This is a genomic window from Ochrobactrum sp. C6C9 (genome assembly GCF_022627935.1).
GTDB classification, from domain to species: Bacteria; Pseudomonadota; Alphaproteobacteria; order Rhizobiales; family Rhizobiaceae; genus Brucella; species Brucella teleogrylli.
In genome coordinates, this window is record NZ_JABXGB010000012.1 from 113,409 (window position 1) to 134,128 (window position 20,720).

Below are 20,720 nucleotides of genomic sequence, written 5' to 3' on the forward strand. Positions count from 1 at the left end.
CGAGTAAAATCAGCAACTTGCGGCGGTTCGGCTGTTAATGGCCGGAGAATCACGCAAGCGGTCAGGAGTGCAAATGGGTCAGGGACATCACGGCGATGAGGGCAGAACAGGTCGTTTGACGACACATGTTCTCGATACGGTCAGCGGCAAGCCTGCTGCGGGATTGCGTATCGAATTGCGCCGGATCGAGAATCACACGCCGCACAGCGTCAAGGAAATCCGCACCAATCAGGACGGGCGCAGCGGTGAGCCGCTGCTGGCCAATGGCGACCTGCAACGCGGCTCCTATGAGCTCCTGTTTCATGTCGGCGAATATTTTGGCAAGGACGAAGACGGCGTGCCGTTCCTTGACGTCGTGCCTTTGCGCTTTGGTGTTTCCGATGAAAAGGCGCATTATCATGTGCCGCTTCTGGTTTCGCCTTTTTCCTATTCGACCTATCGCGGGAGCTGAGCATTATGGTTCAGTCTGTGAGAAACAGGATATGCTTTCTTCTCAACAGCGAACGGGTTGAACTCGACCGGGTTTCGCCAACGGAAACGCTGCTCGATTATCTGCGCCTGTCGTGCAAGCTGCGCGGCACCAAGGAAGGCTGCGCCGAAGGCGATTGCGGCGCCTGCACGGTGCTGGTGGGCAAGATCGCGGGCAGCGAACTGGTTTATGAAAGCGTCAATGCCTGCATTCGTTTCGTCGGTTCGCTGGATGGCTGCCATGTGGTGACGGTCGAGCATCTGCGCGGGGCCGATGGCGGCCTGCATCCGGTGCAAAAGGCGATGATCGACTTCCACGGCTCGCAATGCGGCTTCTGCACGCCGGGCTTCGTCATGTCGCTTTACGGGCTGTGGATGCGCAATCCGAAGCCCGCCGATCCGGCCATTGAAAAGGCGCTGCAAGGCAATCTCTGCCGCTGCACCGGCTATGAGGCGATCATTCGCGCCGCCCGCGCCATTTCCGACTACGGCAATACGACGGAAGACCCGCTGGCGGCAGAACGCGCCCATGTGCTGGAACAGTTGAATTCCATGCGCGACGGTTCGCGGGTCGAAGTCGGCGATGGCAAGGACCGTCTGGTGGTGCCTGCTGACCTCGATGATTTCGCGCAAGTCCTCGCCAATGAACCGAAGGCGACCGTGGTGGCCGGTTCCACCGATGTGGGCCTCTGGGTCACAAAAATGATGCGCGATATTTCTCCGGTCGTCTTTATCGGCCATCTGACCGAATTGCGGGCGATCACCGAGGACAACAATGTCGTCACCATTGGCGCGGGCGTGACCTATACGGAGGCCTTCGCTTTCCTTGCCAAGCGCATTCCGCAGCTTGGGCAACTCATCAACCGCATCGGTGGCGAGCAAGTGCGTAATATGGGCACGATCGGCGGTAATATCGCCAATGGTTCGCCCATCGGCGACACCCCACCGCCGCTGATCGCGCTCAACGCAAGGCTGACGCTGCGCAAGGGCGATAGCCGCCGCACCATTCCGCTGGAAGATTTCTTCATCGCCTATGGCAAGCAGGATCGTCAGCCCGGCGAGTTCGTCGAGGCGGTGCATGTGCCGATCCCGGCGGAAGACAACCACTTTGCGATCTACAAGGTGTCCAAGCGTTTCGAGGAAGATATTACCGCAGCGCTCGGCGCATTCCACATGGTGCTCGATGCGGCAGGCAAGGTCGCTTCCATTCGCATCGCCTATGGCGGCATGGCGGCGACACCAAAACGCGCCTTTGCGGTTGAAGCCGCACTGCTCGGCAAGCCATGGACCGAAGAGACGGTTGAAGCCGCCATCGGTTTCTATGAGCAGGATTATCAGCCCTTGAGCGATATGCGCGCCACGGCGGATTATCGTCTGATGGTCTCGAAGAATTTATTGCGCCGCTTCTATGCCGAAACGCAAGGGCAAGCCGAACCCTTGCGCGCTCAGCATATCGAAGAAGCGGTCTGAAGGAGGCAGGCATGAACAAACATCCTGCAAGCACGATCAAAGCCGCAGCTATAAAAGGTGGTGTCGCCACCGACCAGAAGCATGATTCCGCGCATAAGCATGTGACGGGCGAGGCGGTCTATATCGACGATATTCCCGAACCCGAAGGCACGCTGCATGTCGGCATCGGCCTTGCGACGGTGGCCCATGCCAATATCAAGTCTATCAACCTTGCCGCCGTGCGTGCAGCGCCCGGCGTGGTTGATGTGCTGACCTGGCGGGACATTCCCGGCGAAAACGACGTTTCGCCATCGGGCATGCACGACGACCCGATTTTCGCGGTCGATAAGGTGCAGTTTCATGGCCAGCCGATCTTTGCCGTGATTGGTCGCACCCGCGATCAGGCCCGCCGCGCCGCGCGTCTGGCCAAAGTCGAATATGAGGAAATGCCCGGCCTGTTTTCCATTGCCGGTCTCGACGGCGCAAAAGACCGTCTGGTCTTCACGCCGCTGACGCTTAATCGCGGCGATGCCCGCAAGGCCATCGACGAGGCCCCGCGCAAGGTCAAGAACCGCATGATGGTCGGCGGTCAGGACCATTTCTATCTTGAGGGCCAGGCTTCACTGGCCGTTCCCGGTGAAGATGAAGACGTCACCATCTATTGCTCCACGCAGGGGCCGAGCGAAACGCAGCATCTGGTCGCCCATGCGCTGGGTGTGCCGAGCCATGCGGTCACGGTCGAGGTGCGCCGCATGGGCGGCGGCTTCGGCGGCAAGGAAACGCAGGCCAATCAATGGGCCGCCATTGCCGCCATCGCCGCCAAGAAGCACAGGCGCGCGGTGAAAATCCGTCTCGACCGCGACGAGGACATGACCGCCACGGGCAAGCGTCATGATTTCATGATCGATTACGAGGTCGGTTTCGACGACGAAGGCAATATTCTGGGCGTCGATTATATGTTTGCGCTTAATGCCGGTTTTTCCGCCGACCTTTCGGGACCGGTCGGTGACCGCGCGCTGTTTCATTGCGACAATGCCTATTTCTTCCCGGCAGTGCATGCGCAATCCGCGCCGCTTTATACCAATACCGTGTCCAACACGGCGTTTCGCGGTTTTGGCGGCCCGCAGGGCATGGTTGGTGCCGAACGTGTCATTGAGGAAGTGGCCTTTGCGGTTGGCAAGGACCCGCTCGATATCCGCAAGCTCAATTTCTACGACGCGATGGGTACCGAGGGTGGCGCTCGTAACGTCACACCCTATCACCAGAAGGTGGAAGACTGCATCATCCAGCGCATTGTCGCGGAACTGGAAGAAAGCGCCGATTACGCTGCGCGCCGTGAGGCTATCCGCGAATTCAACGCCAAAAGCCGCACCGTGAAGCGCGGCATGGCGCTGACGCCGGTGAAATTCGGCATTTCCTTCACCAAGACCGAGTCCAATCAGGCGGGGGCGCTGGTGCATGTCTATAATGACGGCTCGGTGCATATGAACCATGGCGGCACCGAAATGGGGCAGGGGCTCCATATGAAGGTGGCGCAGGTCGTGGCGGAAGAATTCCAGATCGATATCGACCGGGTGAAGATCACCGCGACCACCACCGCCAAGGTGCCGAACACTGCGCCGACGGCGGCATCGTCGGGTGCCGATCTCAACGGCATGGCCGCGCAGGATGCCGCGCGCCAGATCAAGAAGCGGCTGATCCGTTTTGCTGCCGAGCAATATCGGGTGCCGGAAGATCAGGTTGTATTCCTGCCCAACCGCATTCGCGTCGGCAATCAGGAGATCAGCTTTAATGAGCTGGTGAAACAGGCCTATATCGGGCGCGTGCAGCTTTCCGCCGCCGGGCACTACAAGACGCCGAAAATCCACTGGGACCGGGCCAAGGGTAAAGGCCATGCGTTCTATTATTACGCCTATGGCGCGGCCTGCTCGGAAGTCTCTATCGATACGCTGACCGGCGAATATGTGGTGGAACGAACCGATATTCTTCACGATACCGGACGCTCGCTCAATCGCGTCATCGACATCGGCCAGATCGAAGGCGGCTTTGTGCAGGGCATGGGCTGGCTCACCACCGAGGAACTTGTCTGGGACGACAAGGGACGGCTGCGCACACATGCGCCGTCCACCTACAAGATCCCGCTCGCATCCGACCGGCCCAAGATTTTCAATGTCGCGCTGACCGACTGGTCGGAAGCCTATGAGCCGACCATCCATCGCTCGAAAGCGGTGGGCGAGCCGCCGCTGCCGCACGGCATGTCGGTGCTTTATGCGCTGTCGGATGCGGTGGCGAGCGTTGCCGATCACAAGATCAGCCCGCGTCTCGATGCGCCAGCCACGCCTGAGCGTGTGCTGATGGCCATTGAGCGGCTGCGCGCGCAAAAGGGGTAACACTATGAGCCGCGGCACGCTGGGCAGGCGGGACGATATAAGGGCATTCCTGAACCGTCGCCACGACAGCGTGCTGGTGGAGGTGGCGGACGTGAAGGGCTCTGCGCCCCGCGATGCCGGGGCATGGATGCTCGTCGCCCGCGATATGATCTTCCGCACCATCGGCGGCGGACAGCTCGAATATATGGCCATCGACCACGCCCGGAAAATACTCGCTGGCGGTCGCGATTCCCCGATGGATGTGCCTCTGGGCCCCGAAATCGGCCAATGCTGCGGCGGGCGCGTGGCTTTAAGTTTCAGACGCGTCAATCGCGGCCTCGCCGATGAACTGGTCGGCAAGATCGATGCGGAAATCGCCACCCGACCGCATGTATATGTCTTCGGCGCAGGCCATGTCGGCGATGCGCTGGCCTATGCGCTGTCGCTGACGCCGGTGCGGGTGGTGCTGGTGGATACGCGCGAGGCGGAGCTTATGGCTGTTGACGCGCCGGGCGTCGAAACTTGCCTCGCGGCCATGCCGGAACAGGTGGTGCGTTCCGCGCCGCCTAGCAGTGCGTTTATCATTCTGACGCATGATCATGCGCTTGATTTTCTGATCGCCGCCGAGGCGCTGCAACGCCGCGATGCGATCTATGTCGGCATGATCGGCTCGAAGACGAAGAAGGCGACTTTCAAAAATTGGTTGAACCGCGAATTCGGCAGCGACGAGTTGTTTGAAGAGCTCATCTGCCCGGTCGGCGGTGCGGTCGTGAAGGACAAACGGCCGGAAGTCATTGCAGCCCTTGCGGCGGCCGAAGTGCTGACCGCCGTTTTGACCGCGAGCAAGGTCTCGCAGCCTGTTTAAGCCAGCGCTTCCCGTATGAGCCGCTGGCAGCGCTCCGTCATGAAATCGATGATCAGACGCACCTTCGGGTCCTGAAAACGCTTGTGCGGATAGATCGCGGCAAGCTGGATCGGTGCTGGCGGCGTGCTTTCGAGAAGCGGCACCAGCCGACCGTCGCGGAGATATTCCTTCACCTCGAACAGCGGCTTGTTGATGATGCCGCGCCCGCCCAGCGCCCATTGCGTCAATACGTCGCCATCATCGGAATCATAAGGCCCGGTGACTTCGAATTTGCGAAGACCCTCCGATGTTTGCAGCGACCAGTAATATTCCTTCGACCCCGGAAAACGCAGCAGCAAACAGTCATGCGTGTCGCCCAGCAGCTCTTCCGGTGATTGCGGAATCCCATGTTTTTCAAGATATTGCGGGGCGGCGCAGATCACGCGCTCACAATTCAGGATGCCGCGCATGCGCAAGTTGGAGTTTTCCAGAACACCGAGTTTGAAGGCGACATCCACGCTTTCGCTCATAATGTCGATCTCGTGGTCAGATAGTCTCAGGCGCACTTCGATATCCGGATATTTGTCGTGAAACTCCGGAATGCCCGATGCGATGAGCCTGCGGCCAAGCCCCAAAGGCGCGGTGATGCGAATCGATCCCTTGGGATTTTTCGCAAGTTCCGCGACGGCTGCTTCCGCCTCATCGACTGCTTCGAGGATTTTCAAAGCGCCGTCATAGAATATGCGGCCATGCTCGGTCGGCGTCAGCTTGCGCGTGGTACGGTTGAAGAGCCGGACGCCAAGATGCTTCTCCAACTCCTTGATTCGATTGCTCGCAACCGCCGGAGAGGCGCGCTGGTCGCGCCCGGCGGCAGAAAGATTTCCCAATTCGACAACGCGCACGAAAACGCGCAGATTATCAAGATAAGACATGCGTCCCCTCCACGATTGTCTAGTTTTTTTTGAAAGTGATGGTCGTGTTGTGACGTTCCCTCGGACGCAAAGCTTTGGCACATAATAAGATAACGAACAATGGGGCGAACAATGGGAGTGCCTGATGTATGATTTTGCCGTAGCCTGGGACTGGCTGGGCTTCGCAGCGCGGTGGCTGCATGTCATTACCGCGATTGCGTGGATCGGCTCGTCTTTCTACTTCATCGCGCTTGATCTCGGTCTGCGCCAGCGTCCCGGCTTGCCGGTTGGTGCGCATGGCGAGGAATGGCAGGTCCATGGCGGTGGTTTCTATCACATCCAGAAATATCTGGTTGCTCCAGCCGAAATGCCGGAACATCTCACCTGGTTCAAATGGGAATCCTACGCCACCTGGCTGTCGGGCTTCACGCTGCTCTGCATCGTTTATTACACGGGCGCCGATCTTTACCTGATCGATCCGAATGTGCTCGATGTGTCGGTTCCGGTCGCCATCGCGATTTCCATCGCCTCCCTGGCCTTTGGCTGGGTCGCCTATAACACCATCTGCAAGCTGATGCTGGGCAAGAGCGACACGCTTTTGATGGTCATGCTCTATGCGGTGCTGGTGTTCGTGGCCTGGGGCTATACGCATCTGTTCACCAGCCGCGCGGCCTTCCTGCATCTGGGCGCTTTCACGGCGACGATCATGTCGGCCAACGTGTTCATGATCATCATCCCGAACCAGAAAATCGTGGTGGCCGATCTCATCGCCGGTCGCAAGCCCGATCCGAAATATGGCAAGATCGCCAAGCAGCGCTCGACGCATAACAACTATCTGACGCTGCCGGTTCTGTTCCTGATGCTGTCGAACCACAATCCACTGGCTTTCGGCACGCAGTATAACTGGATCATCGCCTCGCTGGTGTTCCTGATGGGTGTTACGATCCGCCATTGGTTCAACACCCAGCATGCTCGCAAGGGCAAGCCGACATGGACCTGGCTGGTGACGGTCATCCTGTTCATCATCATCATGTGGCTTTCCACCGCACCGAAGATTCTGACCGGCCAGCCGGAAGAACAGAAGGTTTCCGCTTTACAGCAAACTTTCATCTCGGACCCGCACTTTGGCAAAGTGCGGGATACCGTTTTGGGACGCTGCGCCATGTGCCATGCGGCGGAGCCGGGTTGGGAAGGCATGATCACGCCGCCGAAGGGCGTGACGCTTGAAACGGATCGGGAAATCGCCGCTCATGCGCGTGAAATCTATTTGCAGGCCGGTCGCTCCCATGCCATGCCGCCCGCCAATGTGACCGGAGTGACCGACCAGGAGCGCCAGCTTCTCGCCTCCTGGTATGAATCCGCTACTGCTGGAGCAAAGTAACAATGACCCGACTTCTCATCCGTGGCCGCGTGCTGACCTTTCGCGATGAGCCGCAAAGTCTCGATGACAGCGCTTCCTATCGCTATATCGAAGATGGCGCCATTTTGGTCGAAGACGGACGCATTGTGCGCCTTGGGGAGTATGCGCAAGTTAGCGCGGAAGCGGGCAGCGATGTGAAGCTGGCCGATCATCGTCCGCATCTGATCCTGCCGGGCTTCATCGATACGCATATCCATTATCCGCAGACCCAGGTGGTCGCGTCCTATGCCGCCAATCTTCTGGAATGGCTCAACACCTATACATTCGTGGCCGAACAGAAATTCGCCGATGAGCAGCACGCGGAATTCATTGCCGAGCGTTTTCTGGACGAACTAATCCGCCATGGCACCACCACCGCTGTCGCTTATTGCTCGGTGCATCCGCAAAGCGTCGACGCCTATTTTCGTGCCTCGCAGCATCGTAACATGCGCATGCTGGGCGGCAAGGTGATGATGGACCGCAACGCGCCGCCCGCTTTGCGCGACACCGCCCAATCCGGTTACGACGATAGCAAGGCACTGATTGCGCGCTGGCACGGCAAGGACCGCCTCGACTATGTGATCACGCCGCGCTTCGCCATTACCTCGACGCCGGAACAGCTCGAAGCCAGCCAGGCGCTTGCCCGTGAACATCCCGAATGCTTTATCCAGACGCATCTTTCGGAAAACCACGACGAAATCGCCTTCACCAAGTCGCTTTATCCCGATGCGCCGGATTATCTCGGCATTTACGAGCATTACGGCCTTTTGGGAAACAAGACGCTGCTTGGCCATTCCATCCATCTGGAAGAGCGCGAAGTGGGCGTGATGGCGGAAACCGGCTCGGTGGCGGTGTTCTGCCCGACCTCGAACCTGTTTCTCGGTTCCGGCCTGTTCGACCGTGATCGCCTGAAGGCGTCGGGCGTGCGCATGGCTGTGGCAACCGACGTCGGCGGCGGCACCAGCTTTTCCATGCTGCGCACCATGGACGAGGGTTACAAGATTTTGCAGTTGCGCGAACAGCGTCTGAACCCGTTCCAGTCCTTCTACATGATGACGCTTGGCAATGCTCGGGCGCTGTCGATGGAAGACAAGATCGGCACGCTGGACGAAGGCACCGAAGCCGATATCGTGGTGCTTGATTCAGCCGCCACATCGCCGATGCGTCTGCGCATGGCGGCAGGCGCAACGCTGGAACAGGAGCTGTTCCTGCTGCAAACGGTCGGCGACGACCGCGCCATTGTCGAAACCTATGTGGCGGGGAGGCCGCTCAAGGCGGAACTGTAAAGTACAGATGTAGCCTGACGATTTTCGTCTAATCCGTCGCTTCGCTTCCCCCTCATCCTGAGGTGCGGAGCGAAGCGAAGCATCATCCTGAGCCTGTCGAAGGATCGAAGGACGAGGGGGCGCTGATTTGTTTTTCCTCAGCCCTTCGAGACGCTTTCCTTCGACAAGCTCAGGAAAGCTCCTCAGGGTGAGGGAAAAGAGCAGCGCGGCAACATAAGCGCTCAGCCCAAAATAATCGTGTTCAGAGTTCTTCCGGGCGCTTGCCGCCGATGGCCCGGGTCAGTTGATCGGCGGTCGCGCGGATGAGCGGCCCCAACTCTTCAAGCTTCTTCTTGGGCAGGCGCACGGCGGGACCAGAGATGGAAATGCCCGCAATGCCCTCGCCATATTCGTTGAAAATCGGCGCGGCGATGCAGCACATGCCGAGCGTGTGTTCCTCTTCATCGATGGACCAGCCGCGCATGCGTGTCGCCTGAATGTCTTTCAGAAGCGCAGGCAGGCCATCCAGCGTGCGCTGGGTGAAGTGCTCCAGCGCTTTTCCTGAAAGCGCGCGGGCGATTTCGCCATCCGACCAGGTCGACAGAATTGCTTTGCCGATGCCCGATGCGTGGATCGGTCCGCGCCGTCCGGGACGAAAGAAGGCGCGCATCGGCGCATGGCTTTCAATCTGCGAGATGAACACCACATCGCCGTCGTCCTCGACGCCGATATTCGCGGTCTCGCCGCTCGTCTCCATGAGTTGCTTCAGATAGGGGCGCGCCAGCGTGCCCAGCTTGCGGAAGCGGCGAAAGGCATTGCCGATTTCAAACGCCTTGACACCGATGGTCCAGTCGCCGCTTTCCAGATCGTGCGAAACCATGCCGTGATTGGCAAGCGAGGATAACAGACGGTGCACGGTGGAAGGTGCCATGCCGCTCGCATCGGCGAGATCGGTCAGGGTTGAGCCATCATTCTCGGCGATCAGCGCCAGAAGTTTCAGGCTGCGGTCCAGAACCTGCACGGACGAGGGCGCTGCATTATCCGCCGCCTTGCGGCCCCGCTTTGCCTTGGCCTGTTCCATCTGCCCGCCTCCGATTCTGCTGTGATCATTCACTATCCTATCGCTGCACCGGCGAAAAGGGCCGCCGATTATCTCCATTCCGTTGAAAATCTTTATTTCCATATAATGGTATGCATTTCCATTTTTTGAAAATAGGATTTGTAAATGGAGAATAATTCCATAGGAGGATTGGCCATGGCCAGAATGCGTGCAGTCGATGCAGCCGTGCTTGTGCTGGAGAGGGAAGGGATTAGTTGCGCTTTCGGCGTGCCGGGCGCGGCTATCAATCCATTTTATTCGGCGATGAAAGCGCGCGGTTCGATCCGCCATATCCTGGCGCGTCACGTCGAGGGCGCTTCGCATATGGCCGAAGGCTATACGCGGGCAAAGCATGGCAATATCGGCCTGTGCATCGGCACCTCCGGCCCGGCGGGCACGGATATGATCACCGGCCTCTATTCGGCATCTGCCGATTCCATTCCCATTCTCTGCGTCACAGGGCAAGCCCCCCGTGCCCGGCTCGACAAGGAGGACTTTCAGGCAGTCGATATCGCCAAGATCGCGGCCCCGGTCACCAAATGGGCGGTCACGGTCATGGAGCCTGCACTGGTGCCTTTTGTTTTTCAGAAGGCGTTTCATGTCATGCGGTCAGGCCGTCCCGGTCCGGTGCTGATCGATCTGCCGATTGATGTGCAGATGGCCGAAATAGAGTTCGACATCGACACCTATCAGCCGATGGAAGCCTATAAGCCAGCGGCCACGCGGGCGCAGGCCGAAAAGGCGATTGCCATGCTGAACGCGGCGGAACGTCCGCTGATCGTTGCTGGCGGCGGCATCATCAATGCCGATGCATCGGATTTGCTGGTCGAATTCGCCGAGATCACCGGCATTCCGGTCATCCCGACTCTGATGGGCTGGGGTGTCATCCCGGACGATCACCGTCTGATGGCGGGCATGTGCGGCCTCCAGACCTCGCATCGCTACGGCAATGCCAATCTGCTGGCGTCCGATGTCGTCATCGGCATCGGCAATCGCTGGGCCAACCGTCACACCGGCAATGTCGATACCTATAAGAAGGATCGCACCTTCATCCATGTCGATATCGAGCCGACACAGATCGGTCGTGTGTTTGCGCCGGATTTCGGCATCGTGTCCGATGCGGGCAAGGCGCTGAAGCAATTGCTCGACGTTGCGACCGAATGGAAGGCAGCAGGCAGGCTGCGCGACTGGTCTGGCTGGGCGAAGGAATGCGAGGGCCGCAAGCGCACCATGCTACGCAAGACGCATTTCGACCAGACGCCGCTGAAACCCCAGCGTGTCTATGAGGAGATGAACAAGGCTTTCGGGCGTGACACCTGCTATGTCACCACCATAGGCCTCAGCCAGATCGCGGGCGCGCAGTTCCTGCATGTCTATCGCCCGCGCAACTGGATCAATTGCGGTCAGGCCGGTCCGCTCGGCTGGACCCTGCCTGCGGCTCTGGGCGTCCGCGCTGCCGATCCGGATCGGCCTATCGTGGCGCTGTCGGGCGACTATGACTTCCAGTTCATGATCGAGGAACTGGCGGTCGGCGCGCAGCACAAACTGCCCTACATCCATGTCGTCGTGAACAATTCCTATCTCGGCCTGATCCGTCAGGCGCAGCGCGGCTTCAATATGGATTTCGAGGTCAGCCTTGCCTTTGACAACATCAATGCGTCCGGCGATGCGGAGAAGGGCTATGGCGTCGATCATGTGGCGGTTGCCGAAGGTCTCGGCTGCAAGGCGATCCGGGTGCGCAGCCCTAACCAGTTTGCGGAAAGTTTCGAGCAGGCCAAGGCGCTGATGCAGGAGCATCAGGTGCCGGTCGTGATGGAATTCATTCTGGAACGCGTCACCAATATTTCCATGGGTGCCGACATCGATCAGGTGGTCGAGTTCGAGGACCTGGCCGAGCGCGGCGAGGATGCGCCGACCGCGATTGCGGCATTGCTGGATTAGCGGCGCGATTTTTCCCCCGGCTTCACTCCTCATCCTGAGGTGCGGAGCGAAGCGAAGCATCATCCTGAGCCCGTCGAAGGGTCGAAGGGTGAGGGCAGGCACGGTGCGTTTTCCCTCGCCCTTCGAGACGCCTCCCTTCGACAAGCTCGGGAGGCTCCTCAGGATGAGGGAAAAGAACAACATTAGAGCAATTGGAGAAGTGTGAAGCGGTTCTCCGCAATTGCGTAGAAAAACAGAGGAGGCGGAAATGCCAAGATTTGCAGCCAATCTCACCATGCTTTTCACCGAAGTGCCGTTCATGGATCGCTTTGCGCTGGCCGCCAAGGCGGGTTTCACCGGGGTGGAATATCTGTTCCCCTACGAGTTCAACCGGCATGAGCTGAAAGCAGCGCTGACCCGGCACAATCTGGCGCAGGTGCTGCATAATCTGCCCGCCGGCAACTGGGCAGGCGGCGAGCGCGGTATCGCCGTCTTGCCAGATCGTGTGGATGAGTTCCGGCGCGGCGTGGCGGATGCCATCGATTACGCCACGACGCTCAACTGCTCGCAGGTCAACTGCCTTGCCGGGATCGCGCCGCAGGGCATCGATCCGGACGCGCTGCGGGCCACCTTTGTCGGCAATCTGCGGCTGGCCGCGAAGGAACTGGGCAAGCACGGTATCCGCCTGCTGATCGAGCCGATCAACCATTACGACATTCCCGGTTTCTATCTGAACACGGTGGAGCAGGCGGTTTCGATCATCGACGAGGTGGGCAGCAACAACCTGTTCATTCAGTACGACCTTTATCACCAGCAGCGCACGCGCGGCGAACTCGTCGCCACCTATGAGCGCTACAAGCCGCTGATTGCGCATGTGCAGCTTGCCGACAATCCGGGGCGCAACGAGCCCGGCACCGGCGAGATCCATTATCCGAACGTCTTCGAAGCACTGAAGAACGCCGGATACAAGGGCTGGATCGGCTGTGAATACAAGCCGAAGACCACCACCGAGGAAGGTCTGGGCTGGTTCAAACAATATGAAGCCGAGCGTCTGAGCGCGTAAATTGCATAGGGAGGTAGAGAATGGCCAAGATCGGCTTTATCGGACTGGGTATCATGGGCAAGCCGATGGCGCAGCATTTGCAGAAAGCAGGCCACCAGCTTTTCACCTCGAAGCATAGCCAGCCGCCGCACAAGGACCTGATGGATGCGGGGCTGACGGTTCTCGATACGCCCAAAGCGGTGGCCGCGGAATGCGAGACGACCATACTCATGCTGCCGGATACGCCGCAGGTGGCCGAAGTCCTTTTCGGGGAAAACGGCGCGGCGGAAGGTCTGGGCAAGGGCAAGACGCTGATCGACATGAGTTCGATTTCGCCCATCGAGACCAAGGAATTCGCGAAAAAAGTCCGCGCCACGGGTGCGGAATATATCGACGCGCCGGTTTCCGGTGGCGAGGTGGGCGCGAAGAACGCCAGCCTCTCCATCATGGCGGGCGGCGCGCAGGCAAGCTTTGATGCGGCGCTGCCGCTTCTCAAGCTGATGGGCAAGAACATCACGCTGGTCGGCGATTGCGGCGATGGCCAGACCACCAAGGTCGCCAATCAGATCATCGTGGCGCTCAACATCGAAGCTGTTGCCGAAGCGCTGGTCTTCGCCTCGAAGGCGGGTGCCGATCCGGCCAAGGTGCGCGAAGCGCTGATGGGCGGTTTTGCTTCCTCGCGCATTCTCGAAGTGCATGGCGAGCGCATGATCAAGCGCACCTTCGATCCTGGTTTCCGCATTGCCTTGCATCAGAAAGACCTCAATCTGGCGCTTCAGGGCGCGAAGGCCTTGGGCGTCTCGCTGCCCAACACGGCCATGGCGCAGGAGCTGTTCAATTCCTGCGCGGCGCACGGCGATGATGGTCTCGACCATTCCGGTCTGGTGCGCGCGCTTGAGCGGATGGCCAATCACGAGGTCGCCTGAGCTTCGGGCATGACCTTTTCTCTGGAGGGGAGAAGGTGGAGCTGGCCGCTTTGGAGGAGGTGGCCGGCTCCATTGATTTTATGTGCGCGGCACGAAATAGTGCTGCCAAACCAATAATCAAAATCGGGAATCTCATGACTGCCCCAAGCGCCATCGCCGATCCGAAGAAGTTTTTGACCAGCCTTTTCGATGCGGCTGTTGCCGCAGCCGATCCGGAACTGGTGATACGGGCAAACCTGCCCGCGAAGCCCAAGGGCCGCACGATCGTCATCGGCGCGGGCAAAGGTTCCGCGCAGATGGCGGCGGCTTTCGAAAGGGCGTGGGGCGGGCCGATTGAGGGTCTTGTGGTGACACGCTACGGCTATGGCACGCCCTGCGAACGCATCGAGATTATCGAGGCGGCGCATCCGGTTCCAGATGATGCCGGGCTTGTGGCATCCAAGCGCCTGTTCGAAGCCGTATCGGGCCTCACGGAAGACGATCTCGTGGTGGCGCTGATATCAGGCGGCGGCTCGGCACTGCTGCCATCACCGCCGGAAGGGCTGACGCTGCAAGACGAAATTGCCGTCAACAAGGCCTTGCTGGCGTCGGGCGCGCCGATCTCGGCCATGAATGCCGTGCGCAAGCATCTTTCGACCATCAAGGGCGGACGCCTTGCCGCCGCCGCCCATCCGGCCAAAGTTTTCTCGCTGGTGGTCTCGGATATTCCGGGCGACAATCCGGCCTTCGTGGCTTCCGGCCCGACTGTGCCGGACCAAACCAGCCGCGACGATGCGCTCAAGATCATCGAACGCTACCGGCTGGAATTGCCGGAGGCCGCACTTGCGCATATCCGCGGCGAAGGCGCGCATGCGCCAAAGCCGGACGATGAGGTTTTCGCGCAAAACGAGGTGCGGGTGATTGCATCTGCCGCCGTATCGCTGGAAGCGGCGGCGAAAGAGGCCGCCCGCCACGGTGTTGAAGCGGTGATCCTGTCGGACGCCATGGAGGGGGAATCGCGCGAGGTGGCGCATGTCCATGCGGCAATTGCGCGGGAAGTGGCCGAACGCGACCGCCCGTTCAAAAAGCCGGTGGTCATCCTCTCCGGGGGCGAAACCACCGTCACCATTCGCGGCAAGGGTGGCAAAGGTGGGCGCAACAGCGAATTTCTGCTGTCCCTCGCGCTCGATATCGACGGCTATGGCAATATCCATGCGCTGGCCGCCGATACGGATGGCATTGACGGTTCGGAGGACAATGCGGGTGCATTTGCTGATGGCAGCACGGTGTCGCGTCTGCAAAAGGCGGGCGAGGATGGGGCGGCGCGCCTTAACAACAACGATGCATGGACAGCCTTTGACGCTATCGGTGATCTGTTCATACCGGGTCCGACCGGCACCAATGTCAACGATCTGCGTGCGATTCTTGTGACGGGGTAGTGTCGTCGTCGAGCAGGATTCTGTTCGCTGCACCATCTAGGTCTTCATACTGGCCGTTTTTCAGCGACCAGAGAAAGGCGGCAAGCCCCACCGCGCCCATCAGCAGCGCGACGGGAATGAGAAAGAGAAGCCCGCTCATTTATGCGCTTCCTTGATGGTAGCAACCGGCGCGCCTAGCGTCTGTGCCTGCTGCTTCTGCTTTCCGGCTTTGAGCCGCAACGCATTGCTAACGACAACGATGGATGACAGCGACATGGAAAGTGCTGCCACCAGCGGCGTGACATAGCCGAAGATCGCAATCGGCACGGCGATGATATTATAGCCGATGGACAGCGCGAAATTCTGGCTGATCAGTCGGCCCGCTTCCTTTGAGACGGCAAAGGCCAGCGGCACGGCGGCCAAACTCTCGCGCAAAAACACGAAGTCGGCGGCATTGCGCCCGATGTCGGCTGCAGTTGCAGGCGCCATGGAAACATGGGCCGCGACGAGGGCGGGCGCATCGTTGAGACCATCGCCCACCATCAGCACCTTTCGGCCTTCGCCGGAAAGCTCCTGTACAAGCCGGGATTTGTCGGCGGGCAGCACTGCGCCGCGATAATCATCGACGCCGAGATAATCCGCGAGTTGTCTGACGGCGGGCAACCGGTCGCCGGAAATAATGGCGAGCTTCAACCCATCCTTTTTCAGCGCGGCGATGGCAGCGGCCGCGTCTTCGCGCGGGCTGTCCTCGAAACGGAAGGTTTCAACCAGCATACCGTCAATGGAAAGGCAGGTTTCCGGGCCGTTTGCGGCGGTTGCATCGGCCATGCCGCCCACCCATTCGGATTTGCCGAGACGATAGAGCTTGCCGTCGATTTCCGCCTCGATACCCGAACCGGAAAATTCCTCGATCCGGGTGAAGGCGCTCATCGGGCCCTGACCGGAAAACTGCGCCAACGCCCGCGACAGCGGATGGCGGGAATAGAGCGACAGTTCGGCGGCGATTTCCAGATAGCGCGCATTGACGCTTTCAACGCCGATCAGTCGCGGCTGGCCGAGCGTGAGCGTGCCGGTCTTGTCGAAAATCGCCGTGTCGATCTCGGCCATGCGCTCCATGGCGGAGCCGTCCTTGATCATGATGCCGTTTTCGAACAGGCGGCGCGCCGCAACCACCTGCACAATCGGCACCGCCAGCGCCAGCGCGCATGGGCAGGTGATGATCAGCGTGCAGATGGCGATATAGATCGAGCGATACCAGTCGCCGCCCGTGTAGACCATCCAGCCTGTAAATGCGAGGAAGGCGATCGTGTGCACCATCGGCACGTAAAGCTCCGATGCGCGGTCGGCGAGGCGGCGATAATAGGCGCGTCCGCTCTCGGCCACATCCATCAGGCGCACCATTTCGGCAAGGAAGGAATCTTTCGCTTCCGCCGTCGCCCGGATGATGAGTGGCGTGGAGAGGTTCAGCGTACCGGCGCGGATATCCGAACCGGGGCCGACCGGCACCGCATCGCTTTCGCCTGATGCAATGGCGCAATCGAGTTCGGAGCGGCCTTCCTCAATTCTGGCATCCACCGGCACACGCTCGCCCGCCGCCAGAATGATGCGCATGCCGGGGCGGATTTCATTGACGGGCAGATAGTTCCGCTCGCCATTATCGCCGATCACCACCGCGCCGCGACTGCCAAGCTGCGCCAGTCCGCGCACGGCGGACCGGGCGCGGGCGCGCATCAAGTAATCCAGCGTGCGACCGATCAGCAGGAAGAACAAAAGCGTCACGGAGGCATCGAAATAGGCATGATGACCGTGGTTCATGGTCTCATAGATACTCATCGCAAAAGCGAGCGAAATGGCGAGCGCTATCGGCACATCCATGTTCACTCGCCTGTTGCGCAGCGCATTCCAAGCGGAAACATAGAAGATACGGCCCGAGAAGATCAGCGTCGGCAGGGCGATGAGGCCAGAGACCCAGTGGAACAGATCGCGGGTTGCCGCATCCGCGCCCGACCAGACGGCGACGGAAAGCAGCATGACATTGCTGGAGGCAAAAGCCGCAACGCCAAGCGCGATCAGCAGGCGCGTGAAGGCGGGGTCCTTCTCCTGCGCCATGTCGAAAATATGCGCTTCATAGCCGAGCTTCCGCAGCGGATCGACGACATTGGGCGGCGTTTCGCCGTCCTTCCAGCGGATCGCGACCCGGCGCGCCGTCAGGTTGACGCGCACATAGGCAACGCCCGCAATCTGGCCCAGCGCATCTTCGATGGTCTTGATGCACAGGCCGCAGTGAACGCCCGGCACCGAGAGGTCGAGTTGCCGCAGCCCGTCGCCAAGCGCGCGGCTGGCGAGCTGCATTTCATCCGGAGAAACACGCTGGATGACGGTCGCGATCTGTGCATTTTCGACGCAGCAGCTCATAGCATTTTGCCGTTTTTGATCAGGACACGGATGATGTGGCGATACGGGTCTTCCAGACCGGCATCGGCATTGATTTCCATGACCCATGCGCCATCGGTAAGCGCGATGCTGGCGCCGAGCACACCTGCTTCGTCGCCAGCGGTGAGCGCGGCCTTGGTATCGTTCACATCGCCCACCGGACGCTTGAACTCCACGGTACCGCCAGTCACTGCAACCGGCTGGCCGTTGCGGTCGAGCAGACGATAGGTCAGCACGCCATTTTCATAGGACGGTTTCGACTGCCATTGCAGAGCGGCCTGCTGCTTGCCGGTCTCGGCCTTTTCGTTGAACTCCTGGCTTGCGACGTAGGAATTGGCGACGACCAGCCCGCTCCAGCTGTTGATGGCGAAATAGGCCATCGTCACATTGACGGCGATGATCGCCCCGAAGAACGCCACCATGATGCCCAGCATGTGCCAGCCGGTGAAAGTGCCCGACGAATTTGCGGATGCTGTCTTGGTTTCTGCCGACATTATCGTCCCTCCGGAGCCATGAAGGTTGCCTTGTAGCGGGCGTGTTCCGCGCCGTCCGCATCGCGCACTTCGATTTCATAATCCTGGCGGTGATCGGTGATGGCGCTGTGCGGCAGGGTCACGAAGACGCGCAATGTCTTCAGCCGGTCGGGTTCGACGGGCACGGCATAATTGCCGGCTACGTCTGCCGTCTCGTCCTGTACGGTCAGGGTCGCGCCGGGCAGACCTTCGATGGAAAGCCGGAAGGTGCGCGGCGTCGGGATCATGTTGAGCAGCTTGACGGTATAGCCGTTGCGGATTGAACCGTCGGACAGGAGCACATATTGCGGGTTGCGATCATGCAGGACATTGATACCGATGCGTTGGCGCATCGACAGCGAAATGATAAGCGTGAGGCCGATCAGCGCCCAGACGATGAAATAGAACAGGCTGCGCGGACGCAGCACCTTGCCCCACGACAGGTTCTGCACCTTGTCGGAAAAGCGGTTCGGCGCATCATAAACCCGCGCTGGGGTGATGGGCATCGTTCCGTTGTCGGTCGCCAGCGCCATATTGGCGTTGTAATCGGCCAGTGTCGCATAGGAGATAAGCCCGCGCGCCTTGCCGACCTTGTCCATAACGGAATTGCAGGCATCGATGCATAGCGCGCAGGTGATGCATTCAAGCTGCTGGCCGTCGCGAATGTCGATACCCATCGGGCAGGCGGCGACACACGCATTGCAATCCACGCAGTCACCGACGGCTTCCCCGGTGGCGATTGCCTTCTTGGCATGGCGCGAACGCGGCTCGCCGCGCCAGTCATTATAGGTGACGGTCAGCGAATTCTCGTCCAGCATCGCGGCCTGAATGCGCGGCCATGGGCACATATAGGTGCAGACCTGCTCGCGCATCAGCCCGCCCAGCACATAGGTGGTGGCGGTGAGAATGGCGACGGTGAAATAGGCGACGGGCGCCGCCTGTCCGCTCACGAAGTCGAGGAGCAATTTCGGCGCATCGGCGAAATAGAAAATCCACGCGCCGCCGGTCAGCACCCCGATCAAAAGCCAGATCGAATGTTTCGCCACCCGCTTCCAGATCTTGTCGAAAGTCCATGGCCCCTTGTCGAGCTTCATGCGGGCGTTGCGGTCGCCTTCGATGGCGCGTTCCACCACGAGATAGAGATCGACCCAGACGGTCTGCGGGCAGGTATAGCCGCACCATGCGCGGCCTGCGACGGATGTGACCAGAAACAGGCCGAGGCCCGCCATGATGAGCAGGCCCGCGACGTAATAGAATTCCTGCGGCCAGATTTCGATGAAGAAGAAATAGAAGCGGCGATTGGCGAGGTCGATCAGCACGGCCTGATCGGGCGCATAAGGCCCGCGATCCCAGCGCAACCACGGCGTGAGATAATAGATGCCCAGCGTGATGAGCATGACGAGCCATTTGAAGCGCCGGAACTCACCGCGAACACGCTTCGGAAAAATCTTGACCCGCGCCGCATAGAGCGATTGCCGGGTCTTGGGGGAATTCACTGCCTGAACGTCGATGCGTTCGACCTGCTCTGACATTTTATGCTCCTTGAGAGGAGAAGGGAGTAGGGGAATAGGGGAGTAAGGGAGTATGAAAAAAAAAGGGGAGCGACGTTGCGGGCCTTCACAACCAAAACATACTCCCCTATTCCCCTACTCCCTTACCCCCCTCTCTTCATTCTCCCCCGCCCAGCGAGTGCACGAATATCGCCAGCTGCTTGACGGTCGTGTCGCCGAGGCGCGGTTCCCATGCGGGCATGACGCCGTGTTTGGGGTGCGAGACCTGACGGATGATCGCGTCTTCGCCGGAACCGTAGAACCAGATCGCATCGGTCAGGTTCGGCGCGCCGAATTCGCGGCTGCCCTTGGCGTCGGCACCGTGACAGACGGCGCAGTTTTCGGCGAAGACTTTCTGGCCTGCCGGGACCATCGACGGGTCATGCGGCGTGCCGGTCAGGCTCACCACATAGGCCGCCACATCGCGAACTTGCTGCGGTTCCAGAATGTCGGCATAGGCGGGCATTTCGGAAGTCCGCGTATCCGCGTCGTCCTTCGAGCGGACACCATGACGAATGGTCGTCAGAATTTCGTCGATGGAACCGCCCCACAGCCAGTCATCGTCGTTGAGGTTCGGATAGCCGGGCGCGCCCTGCGCGCCGGAGCCGTGGCACTGCACGCAATTGACGCGGAAGGCAGCCGCGCCGCCTGCAACGGCGAACTGGCGCAGATTTTCATCGGCCAGAATCTCGTGCACATCCTTGGTCTTGATCTGGTCGAGAATGCCCTGTTTTTCTGCCGCCACCTGGCGCATGTCTTCCTGCAACGCGCCGCGGCTCGACCATTGGGTCAGCCCCGCAGTCGAGCTGGAAATCAGTGGCCATGCCGGATAGGCGATGGTGTAGCCGATGGCGAACAGGATGGTGGCATAGAAGGTCCACAGCCACCAGCGCGGCATCGGATTGTCGAGTTCGCGGATGCCGTCCCATTCATGGCCGGTGGTGGAAACACCGCTGACGTCGTCGATATGCTTATCAGTCATTTGCGTCATCCTTGAACGGAATGGCTTTCACCTCGTCGGCGATCTTCTTGCTGCCGGGACGGAAGACATAGAAGACGGTGATAACGAAGAAGACCGTCATGCCGAGCAGGCCCCAGCTGTCGGCGAAGTGGCGCATGGCGTTGTAATCCATGGG

The 20,720-nt window shown here is 60.0% G+C and carries 18 protein-coding genes; 10 read left to right on the top strand and 8 right to left on the bottom strand.

The features are described 5' to 3' along the window. Positions 1–73: 73 nt before the first annotated feature. From uraH to xdhC, 4 genes are read left to right on the top strand one after another with little or no spacing between them, the layout of a single operon-like run. Positions 74–451 (top strand): hydroxyisourate hydrolase, encoded by a 378-nt coding sequence (gene uraH / locus HWD97_RS11880; RefSeq protein WP_121537280.1) that lies wholly within the window; start codon positions 74–76, stop codon positions 449–451. A 5-nt stretch (positions 452–456) separates the two neighbouring features. Next, a complete protein-coding gene (gene xdhA / locus HWD97_RS11885) occupies positions 457–1,938 on the top strand; it encodes a xanthine dehydrogenase small subunit (RefSeq protein ID WP_121537282.1) in 1,482 nt (493 codons plus the stop codon). Positions 1,939–1,949: 11 nt separating this feature from the next. After that, on the top strand, positions 1,950–4,307 hold the full coding sequence (gene xdhB / locus HWD97_RS11890) for a xanthine dehydrogenase molybdopterin binding subunit (RefSeq protein ID WP_121537284.1): 2,358 nt from the start codon (positions 1,950–1,952) through the stop codon (positions 4,305–4,307). A gap of 4 nt (positions 4,308–4,311) precedes the next feature. After that, positions 4,312–5,151, top strand: a complete 840-nt coding sequence (gene xdhC, locus HWD97_RS11895; RefSeq protein WP_371835038.1) for a xanthine dehydrogenase accessory protein XdhC — start codon at positions 4,312–4,314, stop codon at positions 5,149–5,151. On the opposite strand, the gene HWD97_RS11900 is transcribed toward xdhC, so the two are convergent. Next, positions 5,148–6,062 (bottom strand): LysR family transcriptional regulator, encoded by a 915-nt coding sequence (locus HWD97_RS11900; protein WP_121537288.1) that lies wholly within the window; start codon positions 6,060–6,062, stop codon positions 5,148–5,150. The two genes, xdhC and HWD97_RS11900, sit on opposite strands and share 4 nt — an antisense overlap. A 124-nt stretch (positions 6,063–6,186) precedes the next feature. On the opposite strand from HWD97_RS11900, the gene HWD97_RS11905 reads away from it, so the two are divergent. Together HWD97_RS11905 and guaD are read left to right on the top strand one after the other, a co-directional pair. Continuing rightward, complete coding sequence (locus HWD97_RS11905) at positions 6,187–7,422, top strand: urate hydroxylase PuuD (RefSeq protein WP_121537290.1); 1,236 nt, start codon at positions 6,187–6,189, stop codon at positions 7,420–7,422. A 2-nt stretch (positions 7,423–7,424) separates the two neighbouring features. Next, positions 7,425–8,726, top strand: coding sequence for a guanine deaminase (gene guaD, locus HWD97_RS11910; RefSeq protein ID WP_121537292.1), 1,302 nt, complete (start codon positions 7,425–7,427; stop codon positions 8,724–8,726). Between the two features lie 241 nt (positions 8,727–8,967). Here the strand turns inward: guaD and HWD97_RS11915 are convergent, their stop codons facing one another. Further along, positions 8,968–9,786 (bottom strand): IclR family transcriptional regulator, encoded by an 819-nt coding sequence (locus HWD97_RS11915; protein ID WP_121537294.1) that lies wholly within the window; start codon positions 9,784–9,786, stop codon positions 8,968–8,970. A 174-nt stretch (positions 9,787–9,960) separates the two neighbouring features. Here HWD97_RS11915 and gcl point away from each other — a divergent pair, with 174 nt between their 5' ends. The 4 genes from gcl to HWD97_RS11935 all read left to right on the top strand — a co-directional run bounded on the left by gcl (position 9,961) and on the right by HWD97_RS11935 (position 15,110). Further along, positions 9,961–11,745 (top strand): glyoxylate carboligase, encoded by a 1,785-nt coding sequence (gcl, locus tag HWD97_RS11920; protein ID WP_121537296.1) that lies wholly within the window; start codon positions 9,961–9,963, stop codon positions 11,743–11,745. Positions 11,746–11,992: 247 nt separating this feature from the next. Further along, positions 11,993–12,787 (top strand): hydroxypyruvate isomerase, encoded by a 795-nt coding sequence (gene hyi, locus HWD97_RS11925; RefSeq protein WP_121537298.1) that lies wholly within the window; start codon positions 11,993–11,995, stop codon positions 12,785–12,787. 20 nt (positions 12,788–12,807) lie between these two features. Further along, on the top strand, positions 12,808–13,692 hold the full coding sequence (locus tag HWD97_RS11930) for a 2-hydroxy-3-oxopropionate reductase (protein ID WP_121537300.1): 885 nt from the start codon (positions 12,808–12,810) through the stop codon (positions 13,690–13,692). 134 nt (positions 13,693–13,826) lie between these two features. Continuing rightward, positions 13,827–15,110 carry a glycerate kinase gene (locus HWD97_RS11935; RefSeq protein WP_371835039.1) on the top strand — a complete coding sequence of 428 codons (1,284 nt, stop codon included), beginning with the start codon at positions 13,827–13,829 and terminating at the stop codon, positions 15,108–15,110. On the opposite strand, the gene ccoS is transcribed toward HWD97_RS11935, so the two are convergent. The 6 genes from ccoS to HWD97_RS11965 all read right to left on the bottom strand — a co-directional run bounded on the left by ccoS (position 15,076) and on the right by HWD97_RS11965 (position 20,717). Further along, positions 15,076–15,249: a cbb3-type cytochrome oxidase assembly protein CcoS gene (gene ccoS / locus HWD97_RS11940; RefSeq protein ID WP_371835040.1), complete on the bottom strand. Its 174-nt coding sequence runs from the start codon at positions 15,247–15,249 to the stop codon at positions 15,076–15,078. The genes HWD97_RS11935 and ccoS overlap by 35 nt on opposite strands. Next, positions 15,246–17,504: a cation-translocating P-type ATPase gene (locus tag HWD97_RS11945; RefSeq protein WP_371835041.1), complete on the bottom strand. Its 2,259-nt coding sequence runs from the start codon at positions 17,502–17,504 to the stop codon at positions 15,246–15,248. The genes ccoS and HWD97_RS11945 overlap by 4 nt, the downstream gene beginning before the upstream one ends. After that, on the bottom strand, positions 17,501–18,016 hold the full coding sequence (locus HWD97_RS11950) for a FixH family protein (protein WP_371835042.1): 516 nt from the start codon (positions 18,014–18,016) through the stop codon (positions 17,501–17,503). Before HWD97_RS11950 ends, HWD97_RS11945 begins: the two co-directional genes overlap by 4 nt. Continuing rightward, the gene (gene ccoG, locus HWD97_RS11955) at positions 18,016–19,566 is read right to left on the bottom strand and encodes a cytochrome c oxidase accessory protein CcoG (protein ID WP_371835043.1); all 1,551 of its coding nucleotides are present in this window, start codon (positions 19,564–19,566) and stop codon (positions 18,016–18,018) included. Before ccoG ends, HWD97_RS11950 begins: the two co-directional genes overlap by 1 nt. A gap of 136 nt (positions 19,567–19,702) precedes the next feature. Further along, positions 19,703–20,566, bottom strand: coding sequence for a cytochrome-c oxidase, cbb3-type subunit III (ccoP, locus tag HWD97_RS11960; RefSeq protein ID WP_339439965.1), 864 nt, complete (start codon positions 20,564–20,566; stop codon positions 19,703–19,705). Beyond that, positions 20,559–20,717: a cbb3-type cytochrome c oxidase subunit 3 gene (locus tag HWD97_RS11965; RefSeq protein ID WP_078337972.1), complete on the bottom strand. Its 159-nt coding sequence runs from the start codon at positions 20,715–20,717 to the stop codon at positions 20,559–20,561. Before HWD97_RS11965 ends, ccoP begins: the two co-directional genes overlap by 8 nt. Between the last annotated feature and the right edge of the window lie 3 nt (positions 20,718–20,720).

Excerpts from the sequence above, each read along its gene's own strand:
- HWD97_RS11935 (WP_371835039.1), top strand. The coding sequence starts at position 13,827 with ATGACTGCCCCAAGCGCCATCGCCGATCCGAAGAAGTTTTTGACCAGC.
- xdhC (WP_371835038.1), top strand. The coding sequence starts at position 4,312 with ATGAGCCGCGGCACGCTGGGCAGGCGGGACGATATAAGGGCATTCCTG.
- ccoS (WP_371835040.1), bottom strand. The coding sequence starts at position 15,249 with ATGAGCGGGCTTCTCTTTCTCATTCCCGTCGCGCTGCTGATGGGCGCG.
- HWD97_RS11930 (WP_121537300.1), top strand. The coding sequence starts at position 12,808 with ATGGCCAAGATCGGCTTTATCGGACTGGGTATCATGGGCAAGCCGATG.
- HWD97_RS11915 (WP_121537294.1), bottom strand. The coding sequence starts at position 9,786 with ATGGAACAGGCCAAGGCAAAGCGGGGCCGCAAGGCGGCGGATAATGCA.
- HWD97_RS11905 (WP_121537290.1), top strand. The coding sequence starts at position 6,187 with ATGTATGATTTTGCCGTAGCCTGGGACTGGCTGGGCTTCGCAGCGCGG.
- HWD97_RS11965 (WP_078337972.1), bottom strand. The coding sequence starts at position 20,717 with ATGGATTACAACGCCATGCGCCACTTCGCCGACAGCTGGGGCCTGCTC.
- HWD97_RS11950 (WP_371835042.1), bottom strand. The coding sequence starts at position 18,016 with ATGTCGGCAGAAACCAAGACAGCATCCGCAAATTCGTCGGGCACTTTC.
- xdhA (WP_121537282.1), top strand. The coding sequence starts at position 457 with ATGGTTCAGTCTGTGAGAAACAGGATATGCTTTCTTCTCAACAGCGAA.
- xdhB (WP_121537284.1), top strand. The coding sequence starts at position 1,950 with ATGAACAAACATCCTGCAAGCACGATCAAAGCCGCAGCTATAAAAGGT.
- ccoP (WP_339439965.1), bottom strand. The coding sequence starts at position 20,566 with ATGACTGATAAGCATATCGACGACGTCAGCGGTGTTTCCACCACCGGC.
- HWD97_RS11900 (WP_121537288.1), bottom strand. The coding sequence starts at position 6,062 with ATGTCTTATCTTGATAATCTGCGCGTTTTCGTGCGCGTTGTCGAATTG.
- gcl (WP_121537296.1), top strand. The coding sequence starts at position 9,961 with ATGGCCAGAATGCGTGCAGTCGATGCAGCCGTGCTTGTGCTGGAGAGG.
- HWD97_RS11945 (WP_371835041.1), bottom strand. The coding sequence starts at position 17,504 with ATGAGCTGCTGCGTCGAAAATGCACAGATCGCGACCGTCATCCAGCGT.
- guaD (WP_121537292.1), top strand. The coding sequence starts at position 7,425 with ATGACCCGACTTCTCATCCGTGGCCGCGTGCTGACCTTTCGCGATGAG.
- uraH (WP_121537280.1), top strand. The coding sequence starts at position 74 with ATGGGTCAGGGACATCACGGCGATGAGGGCAGAACAGGTCGTTTGACG.
- ccoG (WP_371835043.1), bottom strand. The coding sequence starts at position 19,566 with ATGTCAGAGCAGGTCGAACGCATCGACGTTCAGGCAGTGAATTCCCCC.
- hyi (WP_121537298.1), top strand. The coding sequence starts at position 11,993 with ATGCCAAGATTTGCAGCCAATCTCACCATGCTTTTCACCGAAGTGCCG.